The 21,599-nt window shown below is 35.7% G+C and carries 16 protein-coding genes and 1 tRNA gene; 10 read left to right on the top strand and 7 right to left on the bottom strand.

Translation table 11 applies throughout. The annotated features are described in order from the left end of the window. Window positions 1-2 precede the first annotated feature (2 nt). From glmM to murJ, 7 genes are all read left to right on the top strand, one after another. The gene (glmM, locus tag AACL20_RS00490; RefSeq protein WP_339052221.1) at window positions 3-1,346 is read left to right on the top strand and encodes a phosphoglucosamine mutase; all 1,344 of its coding nucleotides are present in this window, start codon (window positions 3-5) and stop codon (window positions 1,344-1,346) included. Between the two features lie 229 nt (window positions 1,347-1,575). Next, on the top strand, window positions 1,576-2,136 hold the full coding sequence (locus AACL20_RS00485) for a disulfide bond formation protein B (protein ID WP_339052220.1): 561 nt from the start codon (window positions 1,576-1,578) through the stop codon (window positions 2,134-2,136). 417 nt (window positions 2,137-2,553) lie between these two features. After that, the gene (locus AACL20_RS00480; RefSeq protein ID WP_339052219.1) at window positions 2,554-3,753 is read left to right on the top strand and encodes an acyl-CoA desaturase; all 1,200 of its coding nucleotides are present in this window, start codon (window positions 2,554-2,556) and stop codon (window positions 3,751-3,753) included. 890 nt (window positions 3,754-4,643) lie between these two features. After that, the gene (gene nuoH, locus AACL20_RS00475) at window positions 4,644-5,648 is read left to right on the top strand and encodes an NADH-quinone oxidoreductase subunit NuoH (protein ID WP_339052218.1); all 1,005 of its coding nucleotides are present in this window, start codon (window positions 4,644-4,646) and stop codon (window positions 5,646-5,648) included. A gap of 664 nt (window positions 5,649-6,312) precedes the next feature. Then, complete coding sequence (gene pal, locus AACL20_RS00470) at window positions 6,313-6,792, top strand: peptidoglycan-associated lipoprotein Pal (protein ID WP_339052217.1); 480 nt, start codon at window positions 6,313-6,315, stop codon at window positions 6,790-6,792. A gap of 491 nt (window positions 6,793-7,283) precedes the next feature. Continuing rightward, window positions 7,284-8,219 (top strand): tyrosine recombinase, encoded by a 936-nt coding sequence (locus AACL20_RS00465; protein ID WP_339052216.1) that lies wholly within the window; start codon window positions 7,284-7,286, stop codon window positions 8,217-8,219. Window positions 8,220-8,825: 606 nt separating this feature from the next. Beyond that, window positions 8,826-10,361, top strand: a complete 1,536-nt coding sequence (murJ, locus tag AACL20_RS00460) for a murein biosynthesis integral membrane protein MurJ (protein WP_339052215.1) — start codon at window positions 8,826-8,828, stop codon at window positions 10,359-10,361. 202 nt (window positions 10,362-10,563) lie between these two features. On the opposite strand, the gene folP is transcribed toward murJ, so the two are convergent. From folP to AACL20_RS00440, 4 genes are all read right to left on the bottom strand, one after another. Continuing rightward, window positions 10,564-11,346: a dihydropteroate synthase gene (folP, locus tag AACL20_RS00455; RefSeq protein ID WP_339052214.1), complete on the bottom strand. Its 783-nt coding sequence runs from the start codon at window positions 11,344-11,346 to the stop codon at window positions 10,564-10,566. Window positions 11,347-11,388: 42 nt separating this feature from the next. Continuing rightward, window positions 11,389-12,345 carry a beta-ketoacyl-ACP synthase III gene (locus tag AACL20_RS00450; RefSeq protein WP_339052213.1) on the bottom strand — a complete coding sequence of 319 codons (957 nt, stop codon included), beginning with the start codon at window positions 12,343-12,345 and terminating at the stop codon, window positions 11,389-11,391. Between the two features lie 448 nt (window positions 12,346-12,793). Continuing rightward, complete coding sequence (gene dnaN, locus AACL20_RS00445; RefSeq protein ID WP_339052212.1) at window positions 12,794-13,948, bottom strand: DNA polymerase III subunit beta; 1,155 nt, start codon at window positions 13,946-13,948, stop codon at window positions 12,794-12,796. Window positions 13,949-14,168: 220 nt separating this feature from the next. Beyond that, window positions 14,169-14,240 (bottom strand) — tRNA-Thr (locus tag AACL20_RS00440). Window positions 14,241-14,535: 295 nt separating this feature from the next. Between AACL20_RS00440 and nuoI the strand changes: the two genes are divergently transcribed. The 3 genes from nuoI to flhB all read left to right on the top strand — a co-directional run bounded on the left by nuoI (window position 14,536) and on the right by flhB (window position 17,034). Next, window positions 14,536-15,018: an NADH-quinone oxidoreductase subunit NuoI gene (nuoI, locus tag AACL20_RS00435; protein WP_339042687.1), complete on the top strand. Its 483-nt coding sequence runs from the start codon at window positions 14,536-14,538 to the stop codon at window positions 15,016-15,018. A 145-nt stretch (window positions 15,019-15,163) separates the two neighbouring features. Further along, a complete protein-coding gene (locus AACL20_RS00430; protein ID WP_339052211.1) occupies window positions 15,164-15,946 on the top strand; it encodes a flagellar biosynthetic protein FliR in 783 nt (260 codons plus the stop codon). 14 nt (window positions 15,947-15,960) lie between these two features. Continuing rightward, window positions 15,961-17,034 (top strand): flagellar biosynthesis protein FlhB, encoded by a 1,074-nt coding sequence (gene flhB / locus AACL20_RS00425; protein WP_339052210.1) that lies wholly within the window; start codon window positions 15,961-15,963, stop codon window positions 17,032-17,034. Window positions 17,035-17,343: 309 nt separating this feature from the next. Here flhB and AACL20_RS00420 read toward each other — a convergent pair whose 3' ends face one another. The 3 genes from AACL20_RS00420 to AACL20_RS00410 all read right to left on the bottom strand — a co-directional run bounded on the left by AACL20_RS00420 (window position 17,344) and on the right by AACL20_RS00410 (window position 20,913). Then, complete coding sequence (locus AACL20_RS00420; protein WP_339052209.1) at window positions 17,344-17,889, bottom strand: hypothetical protein; 546 nt, start codon at window positions 17,887-17,889, stop codon at window positions 17,344-17,346. Window positions 17,890-18,400: 511 nt separating this feature from the next. Beyond that, window positions 18,401-19,069, bottom strand: coding sequence for an OmpH family outer membrane protein (locus AACL20_RS00415; protein WP_339052208.1), 669 nt, complete (start codon window positions 19,067-19,069; stop codon window positions 18,401-18,403). An 806-nt stretch (window positions 19,070-19,875) separates the two neighbouring features. Next, window positions 19,876-20,913, bottom strand: coding sequence for a DMT family transporter (locus AACL20_RS00410; RefSeq protein WP_339052207.1), 1,038 nt, complete (start codon window positions 20,911-20,913; stop codon window positions 19,876-19,878). Window positions 20,914-21,599 lie beyond the last annotated feature (686 nt).

Here is a 21,599-nt window from a genome sequence, read left to right as displayed (position 1 = left end):
AAATGACAAAAAAACTATTTGGCACTGATGGTATACGAGGAAAAGTAAATCAGTATCCTATGACAGCTGAGGTTGCACTCAAGTTTGGTATGGCTGCCGGTGTTTACCTACATCGTGCTGGTTATAGAAATCGTGCATTAATAGCAAAAGACACTAGACTTTCAGGTTATTTAATAGAACCAGCAGTAACAGCAGGTCTAATCTCAGTAGGTGTTGATGTTACTTTAGTCGGTCCGATGCCAACTCCTGCAGTACCAATGTTAATAAAGTCACTAAGAGCAGACTTTGGCATTATGATTTCAGCTTCACACAATCCTTACTATGATAATGGACTTAAATTATTTGGTAATGATGGCTATAAGCTTGGAGAACATTGTGAGGATAAACTGCAGCAGCTAATCATTTGTAATGACTTTGAAGAACACCTTGCGCTGCCAGAGAAATTAGGCAGAGCTAAACGTCTTGATGATGCGCCTGGCAGGTATGTTGAACATGTAAAAAATTCTTTTCCAAAAGATAAGACTTTAAACGGCATGCGCATAGTTTTGGATTGTGCAAATGGAGGAGCTTATAGACTTGCGCCTGCTATACTTTGGGAGCTTGGTGCTGAAGTTATCTCTATCGGATGTGAGCCAAATGGTTTTAATATAAATGAGGGCTGTGGAGCTGTTCATATGGCTTTGCTATCTGCTAAAGTTATAGAGACTAGAGCAGATATAGGGATAGCATTGGATGGTGATGCAGATAGAGTGATTATATGTGATGAGCTTGGGCAAGTTGTACATGTCGATCATGTGATTGCAGCGATTGCGTTATCTCTAAAGGAAAGGGCGCTATTGAATGGAAGCAGTATTGTTGTTACTCATATGTCAAACAGTGCGCTCGACGAATTTCTTGCTCAGAATGGAATTTCTGTGTATCGCTGTAAAGTAGGAGACAAGCATGTTTCAGAGAGGATGAAAAATTCAGGTTGCAATTTTGGCGCTGAACAATCTGGTCACATAGTATTTAGCGATCATAGCACAACTGGAGATGGAATACTTGCTGCACTTCAGATCCTCACACTTCTAATTGAAAAAAATTGCAAAGCAAGCGACATAAGTGATATTTTTAAATTACGTCCTCAGATAAGAAAAGATATAGGGTTTTTGGGATCCAGTCCGCTTGAAGATAAAGAAATTATAGAGAAGTTAAGCAAGATTCAAAATGATAGTTCAGATGTTAGAATCATAGTTCGTCCTTCTGGGACTGAGAAATTGATACGTATTATGGTAGAGGGACAGAATTCCTCTAGGATGGTGGGAGTGCTTGAATCCATTGAAAATATCTTATCGCAAAGCGTATAAGCGCCCTTCGTTTTAAAGCAGCGCAAACAATTTGCTAAGTAACGTCGTCAATTGCTGTATATAGAAAAGTTGTAAGACTGCAGATAAATTTAGAGAGCTTAATTGTTCTATAATTTTATACTATATATGTGTGTGGTCTTCTAAAATTTGCAATATCATTACATATATATATGATTACTAATAGTAGTATTTATATCATAGGTTTAGATTTTAACAATATGGTTGTATCATGAATAATAAAAAGGTTATTTACCTAGAACTTCTTTATCGACACTTTTATTTTATAGCTCTGACAATAAGTGCTGTAGCACTACTCGTTGCATATACAATAGAATTTTTCGGTGGGATGATGCCGTGTAATTTGTGCATATATCAAAGGATTCCTTATTATCTATTAATGTTTCTGACACTTTTTGCTATGCTTATGCACAGTAGGTGGCATTTTCTATATTCCTGGTATGTTGTAATTTGTACCGTTGTAATTTTCTCTGGTTTTTCAATCGCAATATTTCATTTTTGCGTTGAGAGTGGCTTGATATCATATAAGTCTAAGTGCATCAGTGATTTTAGCGACGCACGTTCATTACTAGACATAAAGAATATTATTGAGAATGTTGGCATTGTAACATGCGATGCGAAACAAGGAGTGTTTTTGGGAATTTCTATGGTTGTTTGGCATATTATCTACTCTGCAGTTTCGCTTGCTATATGTTTGCTTGCTTTATCATATCGATTTTGTAGTTTGACGCATTCTTCTAAATATGGTAGACAGGATGCAGTGAAGCTTTGAAAATTTTGTTCTGTTGTTTCATGTGTTTTGCAGGTGCGTGAGAAGCAGTTGTTGTTCTATTATAATTGCGTCGTGTGTTTGCATGGGTGTAGTCTTATATTGCCTTAATTTAGTGTTCTTAAGCCATGTTTTGCTGCATCTGCTTCCTTATGTAACTGCTAGCTCGTGTTATAAGCTCCGCTAATAAATATCAAAAGAGTAGTCTTGATTGATTGCGTGCAATTTTCAGCAGCTGCTTGTATACTGTGTAGGAAGCATATGATACTGATAACAAAGTGCTTAAGTTGATACGGAAATAGCTTGGTGAGCAGTGTCATACCAGCTTTACTTTCAGTTGAAAATGGTGTAGCTGTGCAGCTCTAATTTTGATTAGTTGGTCATATATAATATATTTTGATCTAAAGGGGGTTTATCCTTATGAAGTATGCTGGATCTGGCGTAGCTGGACGCATTAATTGGCTTGTTGCGTTCATTTTAATAGTCTATCCAATTATTCTTGCTTCCATGGCATTTGTGTATTTAAGAAATCGTCAGTTTGGGATATTTGAACTTTCTATGTTGCTGATGGGGCATTACTGCACGAATATATCTGTTGGTGTTGGGCTGCATAGACTTTGGGCACATGGAGCTTTTAAAACAAGCAAATGGGTTGAATGGTTCTTAGCACTTTTTACAGCTGGTGTGCTTCAAGGTCCTGCTTTGATGTGGGCTTCTGATCATCAGAGGCATCATGCATATACTGATACAGAGCTTGATCCACATTCTCCATTAAAATATAAAAATAGATGGCTTGGTTTCTTATGGTCTCATATGGGCTGGATGCTAATACGTAGTGACTTTCATATAGATACTATGACAATGAGGAAGTTAGGAAAGCCTGTTAGTCCGTTGCTTTGGCAGCTGAAGCATTATTATAAGCTCGCTATTTTCATGAATGTTGTGGTGCCGCTAGTGCTTGGTTATTTGCTGACGTTTAGTTTACAAGGTGCTATTGCTGCTTACATCTTTTTAGGTCTTGGTAGAGCATTTCAACAACATATGACATTTTGTGTCAACTCACTTTGTCACTACCTTGGAGCTAGAAAATATACTGATGGAACAGCTGGAGATATTTGGTGGATGTTTTTCCTGCTGCTCGGTGAAAATTGGCATAATTTCCACCATGCATTTGCAAGGGATTATAGGAATGGATGGAAGTGGTATCAATTTGATGTGCATAAGTGGATAATATATGCTATGTCAAAACTTGGTCTTGCTTGGGATCTAATCAAGACACCTGTTGAGAGAATAGAAGCAAAAGAGCAGGAAGCGCAAAGTCGTGCGATGAGCAGGCTCCAAGCTAATCTCAAATTCATTGAAGCTGCGGCTCAGCGTATAGCAGATGGCGCAAGGTCATATGTATTAAATGCTGAGAAATCTGCTCATGAAATTGCTGAGAATGTAAGAGAGAAAATGAAGCTTCTTGAAAGCTCTGCTTTAAATCTAGCGTTGAAGGTTAGAAGTTATGCTGCTGAAATGAATATCAGTGATGAGATTGTAATGAAAGCAAATAAGAAGTTGCGTTCTATAGAGCGTCTTGCTGAGAGTTTTGGCATAGTTATAAGTGGCCTCAAGTAGCGTTACACCTTAAGTTATTTAGGGAAGAGGGCTTGTAGTTCTATTTTAGTGCTGGGGTTTTGAAGGTAAGGAGCCGGCACTTGCTTTTAGGTGTATATTAGCGGTGATATTATTTGTGAAAGTAAATAAAAAGTTGTGTCTCGAGTACTAGAAGCTTGCTAGTCCATCCGCTAAAATTTTTGTGGAGAAGTGAAATGTGTAAAAATTAGCATAGGATTCGGTCTTGCGCTAATTTTTGGATATATTATTACTTATGTGCATAAAAATACTACTTTCACAAAATCCGTAAGTTTCTTGCGCTTATTATAACACTTTCTTACGGATTTAAAGCGCTATTTTTGCGCTCCAAGCGCCATTTCATACTTGCTTCCGAGACTTTTAGCGCGCGTGACTTGCTAGTCTTTATATGGCAGCCTTGTGTCATCACTTATAAGAAGCAGAGGATTTATTTCTGTTGTAAGCAGTTATGATGCGCTGAAAGTCCAGCAGAAAAAATGGCAACACTACCAAAACCCTTGTGGATTTTTGTGAACAGTATCATATCCAAAAATTAGCGCAAGCAAATCGATTTTTGACGGACATACACTATATACTCTGATAAATAATAATTCTTCATTTCTCAGAAAGCGCATATTTGCAAAGAAATGAATAAAGTAATATGTAGAATTAAGCCAAAGAAGCCTGCAAAATAACTTGGTGAGCGGTCCTTATTCTTCCTTACAAAGTTTGCATAGTTGTTTACTAAACCACTCAATCAATATCTAAAAAACAGCGAGTACTGACTTATATATGAAAGCATAATAAAGCTTTTTTGTTACTTGATAATATAGGATGTCAGTTGTATCCTACAGCATATAGTTTATCCTTTTTCTCATGTTTTTTGGAAAGATATGGAAGTCTTATATCAGCTGATTATACCAAATTTAAAGAATATAGTTATTTTGCTTGTGCCACTCATTATATGCGTTGCTTATTTAACGTATGCGGAGCGTAAAATAATAGGGTGGATGCAATTAAGGCTTGGTCCTAATATAGTTGGGCCATTCGGTCTTCTGCAGCCATTGGCTGATGCTTTAAAGCTGATGTTTAAGGAACAGCTTATTCCAAGAAATGCAGATAAAATCTTGTTCCTACTTGCTCCAATCATTACATTTAGCATAGCAATGATAGGGTGGGCTGTGATTCCAATAGGAGATTTTGTAATAGCAGATATTAACGTTGGTGTAATCTATTTGTTGGCGACATCTTCGCTTGGTGTATATGGAATTATAATAGCTGGTTGGGCAAGTAATTCACAGTATGCTTTTCTTGGTGCAATGCGATCAGCAGCTCAGATGATTTCTTATGAACTTGCCATGGGTTGTTGTGTAGTTTGTGTTCTACTTGTAACGCAGTCTTTGAATCTTAGAGAAGTCGTCATAATAAAGTCTAATGCGCCATTTTATCTAGATTTGCTTTTATTACCTGTATTTGTAATATTTTTCATTTCAGTACTTGCTGAAACCAATAGACATCCATTTGACATGCCAGAGGCGGAAGCAGAACTTGTTGCTGGTTATCATGTTGAATATTCCTCTATGGCCTTTGCTCTTTTCTTTCTAGGAGAATATGCGAACATGATACTAATGAGCGCTATTACTGCAATCTTTTTTATGGGGGGATGGCTTCCTCCATTCGGTTTTGATTGGCTGAGTTTCATACCTGGTCCGCTTTGGTTAGTATTGAAAATTTGTTTCTGTTTATTTATGTTCATATGGGTTAGAGCTGCACTGCCGAGGTATCGTTACGATCAGTTGATGAGGCTTGGCTGGAAAGTTTTTCTTCCGCTCACTTTTGTTTGGCTTGTTTTGATTTCATTTGTAATCACCATTAATGGATATACTCCAGTTATATAAGTGTGGAGTGTTGCTAGAGAGTGTATACCGCAGGGTAAATGAAGAGTTGGTATTAACTTTGCGTTGCATATGAAGCTAGACTTCGAAAAGAGCGAGGAAAAACTTGGGAGCCCATGGATGGTGTATACGAATACATAACAATATGAAATATAGCGAGTATACTATGTCAAAACGTATGGCTAAATGCTAAATGTTAATTATAGTAAGTCATAGCAAAATAAGTTAGATCTTCTAATGTCTTTGTTGTATCCTAATAAGCTGGAGCATATCAAAATATCATGATTCTTTGTTTTGTGCGTTTCGGTATGTATTAAAGTGAGTGTAAATACACTATTTTGCAGGCAAAATGTTATGGATGTAGAATTTTCATACTTTATTTAGTGCGAAATATGGCTTTTGCTTGTAAGTATTGCGCTCTAATGTATATATCGAAGCGCACTAGTTTTAACCGCTTTTGTTGTTGTTCTAACGCAGTGTTGTAAGATTTTGAGTGGTACTTTCATAAGTTGTAAAATGAAAGCTGAAAGCTTGTTGATTTCGGTTAAATGGCTTGCATGATTCCCAGCTTAGAAACTCAAAATGTTTGACCATTATACAAAAAAAATGTAATGGTAAAATTTATAGTGATGCGTAACTATTTTATATTACTTCAGGAGTTAATTTTATGAAAATTGCTACAAAATTTTTATTAACCACTTGCTCTCTAGTAGCATTGACAGCTTGCGGTGGGAAGAAGACTGTATCTGATAGCGCAAATGTTGATAGCTCGGGAACTGCTATGCAAACAACTTTACAAGATGAGTTTAATGCAAAAGCTGGAGATAGGGTATTCTTTTCATTTGATAAGTCTAGCTTAGATCAAGTACAGCAAGATACACTAAGAAGACAAGCACGTTTCTTCAAAGAAAATCCTAGTATGACTGCAACAATCGAGGGGCATGCAGATGAAAGAGGAACAAGAGAATACAATCTTGCACTTGGTGAGCGTCGTGCAAATAGCGCTAAGAAGTATCTAAAAGAGCTTGGTGTAGATTGTCAAAGACTCAGCACTGTAAGCTATGGTAAAGAAAGACCAGTGGTTCAAGGTAGTAACGAAGAAGCTTGGGCACAGAATCGTGTTGCTATCACGGTTGTGAGAGACTAATTTCACGTGCATGTACAAGCGCCTAAGCTGTAGATGCTGCTGTAAGGTATGGACTTGCACTTGAGTACTGTGGAAGTTGTTTTGCGTCCAAAATTTGGAAGCATGTTGTCATAAGTGCGCAGGCTTCCAAAGCTTTATACTGCTGGTTGTAAGGTTGAAAGATTTTATAGTTCAGAACTGTTAGTCAAAATAGCAAAAGCACTCTCCAGTGTACTGACTATATGAAAAAAGCCTTGCTTTTTCACAAGCGCTTTTAAACATGTATTAAAGGTGCAAAACAGTATTTGGATATCTAAAATATGATTGCTTGTTATAGCTTACATTTGCTTGAAATCCGTATAAATATCAATCTTTAGAGTTATAAACACTCTATAACACTTTTAACTTCCTTGACTATAAATATGGAAAATGAGACAAACAAGACCTGCACACTGATTTAGTGAGCAGTGCCATATGTAGTAATGTGCTTCGCGGAAGGTTTCAACTAGCTTATGTTATGTGATGATACATTATATGTAGAACAGTTCATAGAGATGTTAGCTGCTGAAAGAGCTGCGTCTGATAATACGCTACTTGCTTATCAAAACGATGCTCTGGAGTTAGTTGCATATATGAATTTCCGCAATATCTCAATTGTGTATGCTTCTAAGTCTGATGTTATAGAATATTTTTCATATCTTCAGGTGAAAAATCTTAGCACAAGGACATTGGCAAGAAAGCTTTCTGTAGCAAGACAGATATTCGACTTTTTAGTTAGTGAAAAAAGGTGTAATCATAACCCTATCATATCAATAAAAAATCCTAAGATATCTAGTTCTCTTCCTAAAGCATTATCTCAAGATAATGTTTTTCTATTAATAGAGGCTGCAAGTAAAGATACATCTAATGAAGGTATTAGAACGTCTGCTATGCTTGAGATGTTATATGCAACTGGAATGAGGATATCTGAGCTTGTAACGCTTAAAATGCAGGTAATTGAAAGGGATTTAAAGAGTAAAGAAGTTGCAAGACATATACTAATTAGAGGAAAGGGTGGCAAAGAGCGTATAGTACTTCTAAACCTGGAAGCGGTCGATATACTAGACAAATATTTAGAAATTAGATCTGTATTCATAAAAGGTAAGCAAAAAACAGATTGGCTCTTTCCATCTGTTGATAAAAAAGGCAATATATCTCATATTACCAGGCAGAGGTTTGGTCAGATATTAAAAAGCTTAGCTATACAATCAGGGGTTCCACTACATCTTGTGTCTCCACATAAGATAAGACATTCGTTCGCAACACACATGTTAGAAAATGGAGCAAATCTTAGGATTTTACAAGAGCTGATGGGTCACTCTGATATATCATCTACACAGATATATACAAAAATTACCAGCAATAGAGCGGCAGAAATAGTTTTTACAAAACATCCTCTTGCTAAATAGTTTAATAGAATTGTGTCTTACGGGAGTTGGTATTATGTGGCACAAAACTTTTGAATTTATATTATGGTGTATATAGCATATACTTAGTACGCACCGTAAGGAAATGTTATAATAAGCGCAAAAAACTTATGGATTTTGTGAAAGTAGCATTTGCAGCATAGGGTCAATTAATATATCCCAAAATTAGCGCATTGCAGAGGCTTCAGGCTAATTTTTGTACATTAGACCTCTTTCGAAACTAGCTTCTGGCAAAAAAGTGGTAGAAGATTTAGATACGGCAAGACAAGAGTATATTTGGTATACATGAGGAGCTGCGAACACAAAATCGACGCACAAATTCTTGTCATAAGTAGAGTTTCGAAAGAGGTCTATTTAACTTTCTGCAAAAATTTATTTGCACAGCAAATCGATTTTTGATGGAAAGACTAAAAGGTGATTTTATAAGAGTAATCTAGATAAATAGGTGATTGTTGCAATTTATAATGCAGTTTTTAAATGAAGGAAGCGGCAGCTTGAGCTCCAAAAAAGTGAAATGCAGAGATCAGTGATTATACGCTATTCATAGCAGCGGTTCACATACTTTTAACATCAAATTCAAATTTTTTTGTGCATATTGTTAGATCAACGTTAATAGTTAGTATAGTCACTTTTGCATCTAGGATAATTGGGTATTTAAGAGACGTTATGATCGCTAGTATCCTAGGTGCAGGGTCTATGAATGATGCTTTTTTGGTAGCATTTAGACTAGCAAACTTATTTCGTAGTTTATTTGGAGAAGGAGCCTTTCACAGTGCATTTATTCCAATATTTGCAGGTATGATAAAACGCAGGAGCATCCACTATGCAAAAGCCTTTGCGTCGAGAGTACAGTCTTTATTATTTCTGTCATTATTTTGTTTTTGTGTGGTTGCATTGTTATCTATGAGATTTATCGTAGAAATCACAACTCCAGGACTGACATTTGATAATCCTGAGTATTTAAATTTCATCACAGAACTTGCAAGAATCACATTTCCTTATCTATTACTTATCTCAATGGTGGCCTTTTATGGTGGAGTATTAAATAGTATAGGCAAATTTTTTCCATTTGCTTCTATATCTATTCTATTCAACATCACACTAATTATATTTTTATTGTGTAGATCTGTATTCAAAACTACTGCTCATGCATTGTGTTATGGACTGCTGCTTGCTGGCATTATCGAGTTAATTTGGATGATTTATTTCGCAAAAAGGAATGATGTAATTATTCCAATTAAGAAGCCAAAAATAAATAGTAAAATAAAAACCATGTTAAAGAGAATGACGGCTGGGATGTTCGGGGCTGGAATATTGCAAGTGAATGTTTGGATAGATATGGTGATTGCTTCATTTATTCCTGGCGGTATTTCATTTTTATATTTTGCAGATAAAATAATGCAACTCCCTCTTGCTGTGATAGGCACAGCATCATCATTGACACTTCTTCCGACACTTGCGAAAAGTTTTCAAGTAAGTAATTTCGAAGCTGCGAATGCTACTCAGAATTCTATGTTGAAATTTACAATGTTTTTTGCCATTCCATCTTGCTTTGGTATTATATACTTAGCGTTTGAAATAGTTGATTTGCTTTTCCATCGTGGAGCATTTACACATTCAGACACTCTTAAAACTGCTGCTGCGCTACAGTTTTTTGCTCTTGGATTGCCAGCTTATGTTTTAAATAAAATTTTTATTAGTTATCTTCACAGCAAAGGGGATGTAAAGACACCTGTGACAATAGGAGCGATTTGTCTTATTTTAAACGCCTGTTTTAGCGTAGCGCTTGTCATTCCTCTTCAGCATTCTGGGATCGCGCTGTCGTCATCTATTGTTGCGTTTATAAACGCTGCTATGCTTATGAGAGGTTGTTATAAGTACAGTGGTTATAAAATAGACGTTAGATCGATTTTTAGTCTCATATATAACATGATAGCAGCACTGATAATGGTAATATCATTATATGTTTTGCAATTGTTACAAATTGTAAATTCTAAGATATTAGAAATGTTATTTTTGCTAGCTTCTGCTGCGATATGCTATATAGTGTCGTATTTTGCGATATTTTATGCACATAAATTTATTACAACTCAAATTTGGCGTTGCAAGGTAAAGAATGTGTAATACTAATCGATTTCTGATGGACACATTATTTTATTAATTGGTCCATCCGCCAAATATATTCATTGGCCCTGTACTGCAACGCTACTTTCATAAAATCCATAAGGTTTTTGCGTTCATTATAACATTTTCTTACGAATTGAGAGTGCTATTTTGACACTCGTGGCATCATTTTATGCCTCTTCCAAGACTTTTGGCGCGCGTACTAATTGATTTTATATTTAAGAATAGCTTCGATTACAGACAAGGCTCTTTTATGCATATGAACATTATGTACTCGCAAATAGTCCACATTTTCTAGCATAAGGTATACGGAAGCTGCTGTTGTTTCTATATCTCTTTGTTCTGGTGGATAATATGTTAATTCTTGTAGAAAAGACTTTCTAGAGTGTCCAACGTATATAGGCACGCCCAGTCTTTTATAGTGTTTAATGTTTGCAATTAGTTCTAATGATTGTTCAGGATTTGTTGTAAATCCTATTCCTGGATCAAAAATAATCTGAGCTTTTTGTATTCCATATCTTAAACATTCCTCTATCTTACGTTCTCCAAAGCTATATATCTCTGAAATATCTTTAACTCTTACTTTTTTGTCTGCGGGAAGTACTAAGCTTTGCATTAATACATATTTGATACTTGGATTGTTTGCAATGATCTCAAGCATTCTTGGATCTTTTCCTCCTGATACGTCGTTTATCATGGAAGCTCCAAGCATTATAGAACGCAGTGCATTTTCTGGATAAAAAGTATCTACACTAATTTCATATTCTGTGCATAAATTTAACAGCGCTTCTAGTTTTTCCCATTCTTCTTCTTGTGATAGAAGCTTTGCTCCATAAGAAGTTGAGGTAATACCTATATCAACTATATCGGCGCCTTCTTGCAACATCTGTGCTGCACCTTCAGCTGCAGCTTGTGGAGTACTAAAGCGTCCACCATCTGAAAATGATATATTATTATAATTCAATACGCCAACAAGCTTAGTCATATATTTGGTTTATGTATGTTGGTTTTTTATAACAAGCATTTTTTAAAACCTAATAAGGCCGCTTGCCCATGTCATTCCTGCGCCAACTGCTGACACCCCAATGAGTTGTCCACGTTTTATTCTGCCTGATTTTACATAAGAATCAAAGGCAAGTGGAATCGATGCTGCAGAAGTGTTGCCATGAGTTGCAATTGTTGAAACTATTTTATGTGTTGGTAGTGCTAATTTTTCAGCAACTGCAGATAAGATTCTAGAGTTTGCTTGGTGAGGAATGAACCAATCCAATGCCTCTATTGGTATATTTAATTTTTCAAGTAGCGAAAGGAAAGATTCGCACATTTTGAGCACTGCAATTCTAAATACTTCACGACCAGACATCTGTAATTTAGCACCTAAATTACCTTTCGAGACTCCTCCATCTACTTTTAGTAAATCTATTGTATTCATATCAGAAAACAGCTGGATTTCAAGAATACCTTCGATTATATCGGATCTTTCCAGTATCACACAACCTGCTCCATCGCCAAAAAGTATGCAAGTTGATCTATCATTCCAATCCAGTATTCTTGACATGGATTCTGCTCCTATTACAGCTATTCGTTTTGCGGAGCCTGAAATGATGAAGTTATGTGCAATAGAGAGTGCATACAAAAATCCTGAGCATACTGCTTGAATATCAAAGGCAAAACCTCTAGGCATACGTATTTTGGACTGCACTTGCACTGCTGTTGATGGAAATACAAGATCAGGTGTGGTTGTTGCAAGAACTATTCCATCTAGGTCTTCTGGGCCTAGTTTTGCTGAGTTAAGTGCATCAGAAAGTGCAAAGGTAGCAAGATCAGAAGTGTTATGATGCTTTGAGATAATATGTCTGCTTTTTATTCCAGTTCTTTCTGAAATCCAAGCGTCGCTTGTATCAAGAAAAGTTGTGATCTCGTCATTAGATAAAATTTTTTCAGGAAGAAAGGAGCCACAAGCTAGAATACGAGATGAAAGCACGAAAAAACACTCCATGTAAAACAAACTTTAGTGAGAAGTGAAGATAACACAAAATAGAACTAAAGTGCAACTTAATTAATAACTGCGGCATCATTCAGGTTACTTTTTGCATAATCAGCGGATAACACAAAATACATTTGTCATTATACTTGAACTAGTCGCATGCGTCATAACTCTAAGAAGCTGAGTGGTTTATATATTGGCCTGCAAGCAATTATGATACACCAAAAATCCCGCAGCAAAAGTGGTAAAATTGCCAACAATCTTATGGATTTTGTTAAGTAGTATTTTTAAGTATCAGACAAATTATATATCCGAAAATTAGCACAGGGCTGTGGTTTTAAGCTAATTTTTGTACATTTCACTTTCCGCAAAAATTTATTTATATAGCAAATTAATTTTTGACGGACAGACTAACGAACTTGAGTATAGTCATTTATTCTCAAGCTTATGCAGTGACTTCCATAGGCATTAAGATAAAAAATACATTTGTATAATTACTACAGCGGATCGATACAGCAGGGTTTGAAGAGCTCAGTGAAAATTCTATGTCAAAACCATTTAAGAGGGATAGTATATCCATGATATATCTAGAATTAAAAGCAATCTCAAGCATACTATCACCATTATATGTAATACCGCTTATGTTTTGTAGAGCATGCGAGTTGTTCTGAGTATTTACAGTCACCTGAAGTTTTTGCTTATCAAATAATAGTTTTACTGATTTTTTTTTATCTATCGTGATAGTAGTTACAAGATCTATAGCGCGACTTAAATCTTGCGCAGGCACAGTTGCGGTAATTGTACTTTGTGGTGGGATAGCTTTTTTATACTCGGGAAATTTACCATCTATTAGTTTAGATATCAGCTTTGTGCCGTTTGTTACTAGAGCAATTTTGTTATCACAAAATTCTAATTCAACTTCTTCTTCAGCTTCAGACAAGATATTTAATATCTCAGCTACAGTTTTTTTCGGCAATATTATCCCAGAAAATTCCTCTGCGGTATCTTGGATTGCAATGTCAACAACCGCCATCCTGTGACTATCTGTTGCAACAGCAAATAATCTCTTCTCATTATGCACACTTTCTATGTGAAGGTATATGCCGTTTAGATAATACCTAATTTCCTCTGTTGACATAGCATGCCTTACAAAGGAAAGTAACATATATAGTGAATTTGCATCTAGATTTAATTTCCACAAGCAGTTTCCAGCATCAAAATCCGGAAATGTATCTGCAGGTAGTGAAGGTATCACAAACTCGTTCACTTCTGTTTTAATTAATAAACTATCTGTAGTTCCAACTTTGCTAATCTGAATTTTTAGATCATCTGGCATTTTCTTTATGATTTCACAAAGCATTTGAGCTGGGGCAGTTGCAACGCCAGGTGATATAATTTCTCCAGCAGTAGTACTGATAACAGACATTTCAGTATCGGTGGTGTATAGCTCTATTTTATCATCTTTAGCAGTGATTTTAACGTTTGCCAAAATAGGCAGAGCATGTTTTTTATCTACAACACCTTGTACTTTATTTAGAGCCTTCAAAAATAATTTTTTTTCTACTTGGATATGCATTTTATCATCTCTTATGTTGCTCATGGCGTAAAAATTGAAGCGCAGTGGCAGCGGCTATTGGCGTTTTTCAGAGTAAATACAGACACTGAACAATACTTAAATTATAACAGATCATAGTCAACCTTTAATACTTGTTACATAGCGCTCATCAGATTGCTCGAAGCAGAGCTGCGTAAGCAAAAATTTATGCCGCGCGAGCTTAAGTTTATAAAGCGCAAGAATTGCTTTTATTACATCTTCGCGGTGCCGTTAGCAGGAATTGAACCTGCGACCTCTTCATTACCAATGAAGTGCACTACCACTGTGCTATAACGGCATGTACTGCAGTTCTCACTTTAAAGACATACGCATTTCTAAGAAAGCTTCAAAGCGTCGACAGCATTCCTTATATAAAACAAGCTTGCAAATTACGCAAATAAAAATTTCCAGATGTAGTAATGCGCTATCAAAGAACTAGTATTTCACAATCCAAAAGGCTAAAATCATAAAAAACTTTCGCCTTTTATTGTGATATAATTTATATAATATGGATAGCATGTTTATTGCAAGCGATTCTACATATTAATTCAGATGTGTCGATTAATTTTATGCAAACGTCTCCTATAAAAAGTTTGATATTCTGGTTGAGAGCCTACCTAATGGTCGATATTATAGTTGGCATGATTAGAGTACTGAAGCATATGGTGAGGAAGAAGGTCACTTTAAATTATCCATACGAGAAGGGCTATATGAGTCCGAGGTTCAGAGGAGAACACGCTCTGAGACGTTATGCAAATGATATAGAGGAAGAAAGATGTATAGCGTGTAAGCTTTGTGAAGCTATTTGTCCTGCGCAAGCAATTACAATAGAGGCTGAAGCTAGATTAGATGCTAGTAGGAGGACGACTAAGTATGACATAGATATGACCAAGTGTATTTACTGTGGAATGTGTCAAGAAGCTTGTCCTGTAGATGCAATAGTGGAGGGGCCTAACTTTGAATATGCAACAGAAACTCACGTTGAGCTGATATTTAATAAAGCAAAGCTCCTGCAGAATGGCTTGAAATGGGAGACAAGCATTTGTGCAAATATAAATCAGGAAGAAGGAAAGTAATTTTGTCAATTATTCAAAGGTCTGCGCAAGTGACTTTGCCGACAGTGCCATAGGCATTCTACAAAGAAATGAAAATGTAGTGTATACTCGATCAATTTTTAGTTTAGTATGTAGTTGTTATCGAAAACATATAAGCATAGGTTTGGTGAGTAAAACAGTGGTCGTAACAACAATCTCGACAAATACCGTATTTTCAGTTTTTTTGGTTTTTGCAAGAGTAGGTAGTGCTTGCATGCTAATGCCAGGGGTTGGTGAGGTGAATGTTCCATCAAGGTGGAAATTACTTATTTCTATATGTCTTAGCATAATTATATACAATGCGGCCTCTTTTCAATTTCCAAAAATGCCAGCGTCTATAATTGGACTATTTTTATTAATAGCTCATGAGGTTTTGGTAGGTCTCTGTTTAGGGCTGATTAGCAAACTTGTGTTATCTGCGTTGCACGTTACTGGAATGGTGGTTAGTATGCAATCCGGATTATCTGCAGCTATGATGTTTAGTAATATTCAAGATACACAGAGCAGTATAATTGGAAATTTTCTTTATAATATAGTAATAGTATTGCTTTTGCTTGCAAATTTGCATTTGGATTTTGTGAGAACGCTTGCAAATAGCTATGATGTGATAAGCTTTATGAGTTTCTCGACGCATTATAACGATTTTGCTGAGATTTTTGTGAAGACTGTCTCTAATGTGTGGTCTGTTGGGCTGCGTCTCTCTATGCCATTTGTTATTGCAGGTCTTGTAATGTTTATAGCAATGGGTATCATGTCTAGGCTTATGCCGCAGCTTCAAATGTTTTTCCTGATGTTACCTGCGCAGATTGCTGTATTTATTATTATATTTTACATGGTGATATCTAGTAGTGTTGTGTGGTTTTTAGAGCAATATCATGAGATAATGGCCGGTTTATTTGGGATATTCTAGTTTGGTAGGACTTTATGTCGGAAGATCAAAAAGATCCATCACAAAAGACTGAAGAGCCCACTTCCAGAAAGCTTGAAAAGGCTAGGGAAGAAGGAGATGTAGTGACTTCTAGAGAAACTATTACGTTTCTGTTATTTACGTTTTTTACTCTCTCTCTTTATTTTGGAATGCCTCTGATTATGAAGAGTGCTACAAAAATGCTAGCTCCATATACGTATAGTATACATGATATGCATATAGATGCTTTTAGCATAAAGAATTTATATGCAAGAAGTGTAATAATTTTTGCTGTAATTGGAGCAATTCCAGTTTTATCAGTTATAACAGCAATTATATTAGGATATTGGATACAGCGTGGTGGCTTTATTTTTTCTACTAAAGCTCTAAAGTTCGATTTAAGTCGAATTTCTCCTCTCAAAGGTTTTGGCAAGTTATTTTCTATGCGCTCAATTGTTGAGCTAATTAAGAATATTTTGAAGATATCGCTGGTTGGTTTTTCCATATTTATAGTGATCATACCAGAAATACAGTCTTTTACGGAGCTTTATTTGCATAGTTGGTCTGGGATATTGAAACTGCTTTCTAACATCATTCTTAAGATGTTTATTACAGTTTCTATTATAATGGCATTGCTTGCGCTTTTTGATTACTTTTATCAAAGACATACATACATGCAAAAAATGCGTATGACAAAACAAGAAGTAAAGGATGAAATGAAGCAATCTGAAGGAGATCAAGAGATTAAAGCTAAGATGAAAAGCATTCGTATACAAAGGATGAAGAGAAGAATGCTTGCTGCTGTGCCAAAAGCTACAGTTGTAATTACAAATCCAACACATTATGCAGTAGCACTTTTTTATCTTCCAGAATCTATGAAGGCTCCGCAGGTTGTTGCAAAAGGACAAGATCACTTAGCGCTAAAGATCAGAGAAGTCGCTAAAGAAAATGGTGTGCCGATAGTGGAAAACAAGGCTTTAGCACGGGCTTTATTCGAGTCAGTTGAGCTAGATGACATAATTCCTTACGAGCACTACAGGGCAGTAGCAGATGTAATTGCCTATATAATGAAGATGCGACCAACTTTATAATAGGAACTGATAACAAAGTGCTTATGTTTGAGGATTTTTTTATAGTACGCGCGCCAAAAGTCTCGAAAGTGCGCATGAAATAGCGCTTTAAATCCGTAAGCAAATGTTATGCAAAAACCTTACTGATTTTGTGAAAGTAGTGTTTGCGCGCGGCGCAGGACAAATTATATATCCATAAGATTTGTAGCAACTTTGCAATTTTTTCTGCTAGACTTTCTATGCCTCATAATCACTTGCAACCAACATAAATCCTCAGCTTCTTAGAGTTATTGCGCAGGCGACTTGATATCACAAATCATTGCAGAAAGTTTATTCACATTTGTCAAGTTGTATGTAGTAGTTTTTGTAACGTGGCTGCGCAATAGATTTGTGATTTCCGAATATCCAGCCATAAAAAATAAGATCTTGTATAGACGATTGTTCATCATCAATATATACATCTTCTCCATCTATATCTTGATTTTTATAAAGTGCAACTAAACTCATGCTTTCTGGATGTATCTTTACCTTTTCTTCTTGCCAACAAGATAGCACATGTATGGAAAAGCTATCGAGTTTTTTAACATCGCTCATGCCAACTGTGTGGTATTGCGATTTGCCAGTGTTAATATTAAGAATTCTTAATTTTGCAGAGCTCCTGAATGAGCCATCCGTTAAAATTGAGTAAGTATCTCCATTATCATACCCAGGTGGTAGTAAGTTTTGTGGTGAAGTATCTACTTCATCTTGTTTTTTGTTTTTGCCAAATAAGAAGTCGAAAATTGATTTAGATTCTTTGGCTTCTGCTTCTGTGTAGTTATAGCAAAAGCAGCAGAAAATAATTACTAGATAGCGAGTTAAATTGTGTAATTGCATATTACCTCTGAATAAAGAGTTTATATACTCACTATGGCACTGCTCACCAAAGTTACTTGCGCAGACCTTTTTGGCATGATTTTCCATATAATACCGACTTCCTAAATCACAGAATACTTTAGCTTCGTCTTTCTTTTAAAATTTAAGCGCGCCCATGGTCACTGTGCTAGAAGTACAGTTAAACTCAAATCTCATCTTAAATTTTCTAAAAAATACGCAGCAAATATATGCTGTTATTTGTGGAGTTTGTATTACTTCATTAATTTCTGCGCAAACATATATAATATTTGGTTCAGAAATTAACTGGTACTCTAAAAAATCATGCCATTAAAATCCTTGTGCATACATTTATGAAGGCCGCGCCTAATTTTTCTGTAAAACACAAAAAGTGTGGCAACACACTGCATCATCATGCTCTCTACAATCGAAATTGTTTAATGTATTTCGCACTTTAAAGAGAAATTGAGGTCTGCAATGTGTCACCTATGGTGCATTTCAGCAATCACGGACACTACTTTGTTTGCTTCGCCTTATCACCTTCTTTTTTAGTAGGCTGTGATGTCTTTTCATGTGTAGGAGAAGGTTCGAAATTCACTTTTATGTCTGTCATTTCTTTGTTTAGTTGTTCTAGTATGACATCTGTGATTTCAATGCTATTTACATTGTAGAGAGCTGCTTCTTTTGTTATGACGAGCATTATACCATTCTCTTCAGCATACTTTGCGACTATATCGTGAATTTTGTTCTCATAAATGACCATTGCATCATTAAAAGCTTTGTCGAGACTAATTCTCTCTGCATAAACAGATTTTTGGTAAGACTCAGCTTCTTGAGCAAGTGCTTCGTTCTTTTTTGTTAAAGCTTCTTTTGAAAGGGTAGACTTTTGGGCTTCAAGTTCCTGAAACTTCTTTTGAAGTTTTTCTTGTATCTTAATTGCGTTCTTCTTATATTCGTCTGCTTTTTGCTCAACTTGCTTATTCATGCTCTGAGAAGCTAGAGATTTCTCCATAAATTGTCGCGTATCTATGATAGCTATTTTGCAATTTGATTGAGAAATTGCAGTAGTATCAACGCCTAGAGCAGATTGTGTAAAAAGTGGTAGTGAAATAATTGCAAAGAAGAAAAGATAGCCGAGCACTCCAGAAATAGCAGTCTTAGCATTTTTCGAAAATTTACTCATATGATTCCTTTTAGTTTTAGTTTGCTTTATGGTCGAATAAATTAAGAATTATCCGTTTTAGCTCAGTGCTCGAATTAGTATCTCTAAAAATTTGAGCCAGTTATAAAGTCTTACGCGTTAGTACTTGCAAAACGATTAGTGGATGAGTGCATACTGCAACTCATATACTAGTCATACTTTTCAAAATTGGCGCCTGAAAGACCGCTCGTTATGTATTGGTTTATACACATGCCGCATTAGCTCTTCCTAGCTCTTTTTGAAGTATAACTTCGTATGCATAAATCAAATACCAACTCTTCATTTTACCTGCGGTATATACGTCTTATAAGTACAGCGCTTTATGTTTCAGTCAATTTTGATTTTCAAAACATAAAGACTTTGTTGCGCAAACAAGCAAAGCAATATTTGAATAACCTTTGACTTAATATACAGTAAGTAGTTAGCAACAATAGATCTTATAATATTGCGTTTGTCAAAATATTTCTGCTGTCTGAAAGATAAAATACATAGCAATTATGCTATGGCACTGCTTTAAGTAAATGCATGCACGAAGATTTTAATGATATGATCTTTTAGAGGAGCAGTTAATTTCTGAATCAAATACTATATATATTTGCGCAGAAATGAACGAAGTAATACTTGAAAATCAGGCCAAAAAAATCTGCGCAAGCGGCTTTGCCGGTAGTGGCATAACTTTTGTCTATGTTGCTATCGAGATGTTTGATTGCATCTTACTGATGTGATTTAGACTAAGATTTTTGCTATACGCAGGGTTTAGTAATATACCTCTGATAATTGTCTATATGTTATGATTGCAAAATATTAAGTAATTTTTTTCTTGTAATCCCTATATTCACTGCTGCATCATTGTTATCCACTGAAGTCTGAATTTCTTCCTTTTTTTTGCGCACTTGTGTGCTGAATAATAACAAACCACTTGCAATAATTAAAGCGTATCCAACATATGAGAAATGATTACTCACAATTTCTGCAAAAATGGTATAGCCCAGTATTCCGCTGAATAATAATTTTGTGTATCTAAACGGAATGACTATAGATAATTCAGATTTTAGCGCGTTAAAATATGCAACACCGTGTATAAAATAACAGCTAGCCATAGTTGCAAGTAGTAGTAATGATTTTATTCCTATTTCTAGCGGTCCAAATTGTCTGAAGGAAATAGGGATGATTTTCAATGGCAAGCCCATTATTTGTAAAGACTTGTAGTTTATAAATGCACCTAGGAAAGAGAATATAGAAGCAAATAGCAGCAGGTAGAACATCTGAGTTTTATTGTGCTCTGTGTTTCCAAGAAGCTTCACAAGAATTGTATTTAAAGACCAAAAACATATAGCAAGTATTATAAACCAATAATCTTTATTGAATGAAGTATTTGACAGTGAGTTAAAAATATCGGGTTTTACAACTATCACAGCTCCTGCAAACCCTACTATTACTGCAGCTATCTTGATTTTTGTACAACGTTCTTTAAAAAATATCATTCCAACTATTGCAACTAGGACATACTGTATGTTTTCTAGTGCAGCGGCATCTGACATATTTACAAGCCCAAGCCCATGTATGAATGAGAATGACCCAGCTACACTGAGTAGACTACGAAACATATGCAGATGTGCCTTTTTAGTCTTGAGGCGTAATATCCCTTCCATACAGACCCAAGGCAAAATTATCAGAAACAAGCTGAATTTATACATGAAAACTATAAGCGGAGCGTCAATAGTGCCTCTGAGTGTCTTTGCTGATATGTCAAGCCCTGCAAGAGCCATTGTATTAATCAGCATAAATATAATTCCGTAAATGGTACTGTTACTCTTGTTGATCATGAACATATGTATTATGAGACCCCTAAAAAAAGATTTGTTGAATTTATGAACAAATTAGAAATGACGCTTTGTGTTTTTAGAACGAACTCATAAAAGCACTCTGATGTTGGTTGGATAACTTGCAACATATGTAGAGAATGCGATTTTTGAGTAGCATACACAAAGCGCGTGCCACCTTTACCAACTACTTGACTAATATGGCGCTGCCGGAAAAGTCATTGTACAGACCTTTTTGCCTGATTCTAAAGTATTACTTCGTCAATTTCTTCGCAAAAATGTATATAATGTTTGATTCAGAAATTAACTGGTACCATAAAAAATCATGCCATGAAAATACTCGCGCGTGTACTTACTTAAGGCAGCGCCATATACCAACACAATTTGTAAAATAGATATGAGATCTAACTTTCTTGTTTTTGTACTATCTGGTAAAGGCAGTAAAGAAAGGAATTTTTAGAGGAGCATAACATGCGGCGGGGCTCTGAAGATAGCATGCCAATAACGCAATCTATAATATGTAGAGCAAAGACAAAGCGAAAGATTAAGCATATGCTGTTAAGTACCCTTTTTGCCGTGTAATGATACCAATTATATTCTAAGCATGCAATAGTATTTATTTATTTTCGCTAAAATATTGTGTTTTGAGCGAAAATATGCAAAGCATACGGCAAGTTATTGCTCAATTA

This window comes from Candidatus Lariskella endosymbiont of Epinotia ramella (assembly GCF_964019805.1).
Classification (GTDB): Bacteria; Pseudomonadota; Alphaproteobacteria; order Rickettsiales; family Midichloriaceae; genus Lariskella.
This window is presented reverse-complemented; position numbering and strand designations above follow the sequence as displayed.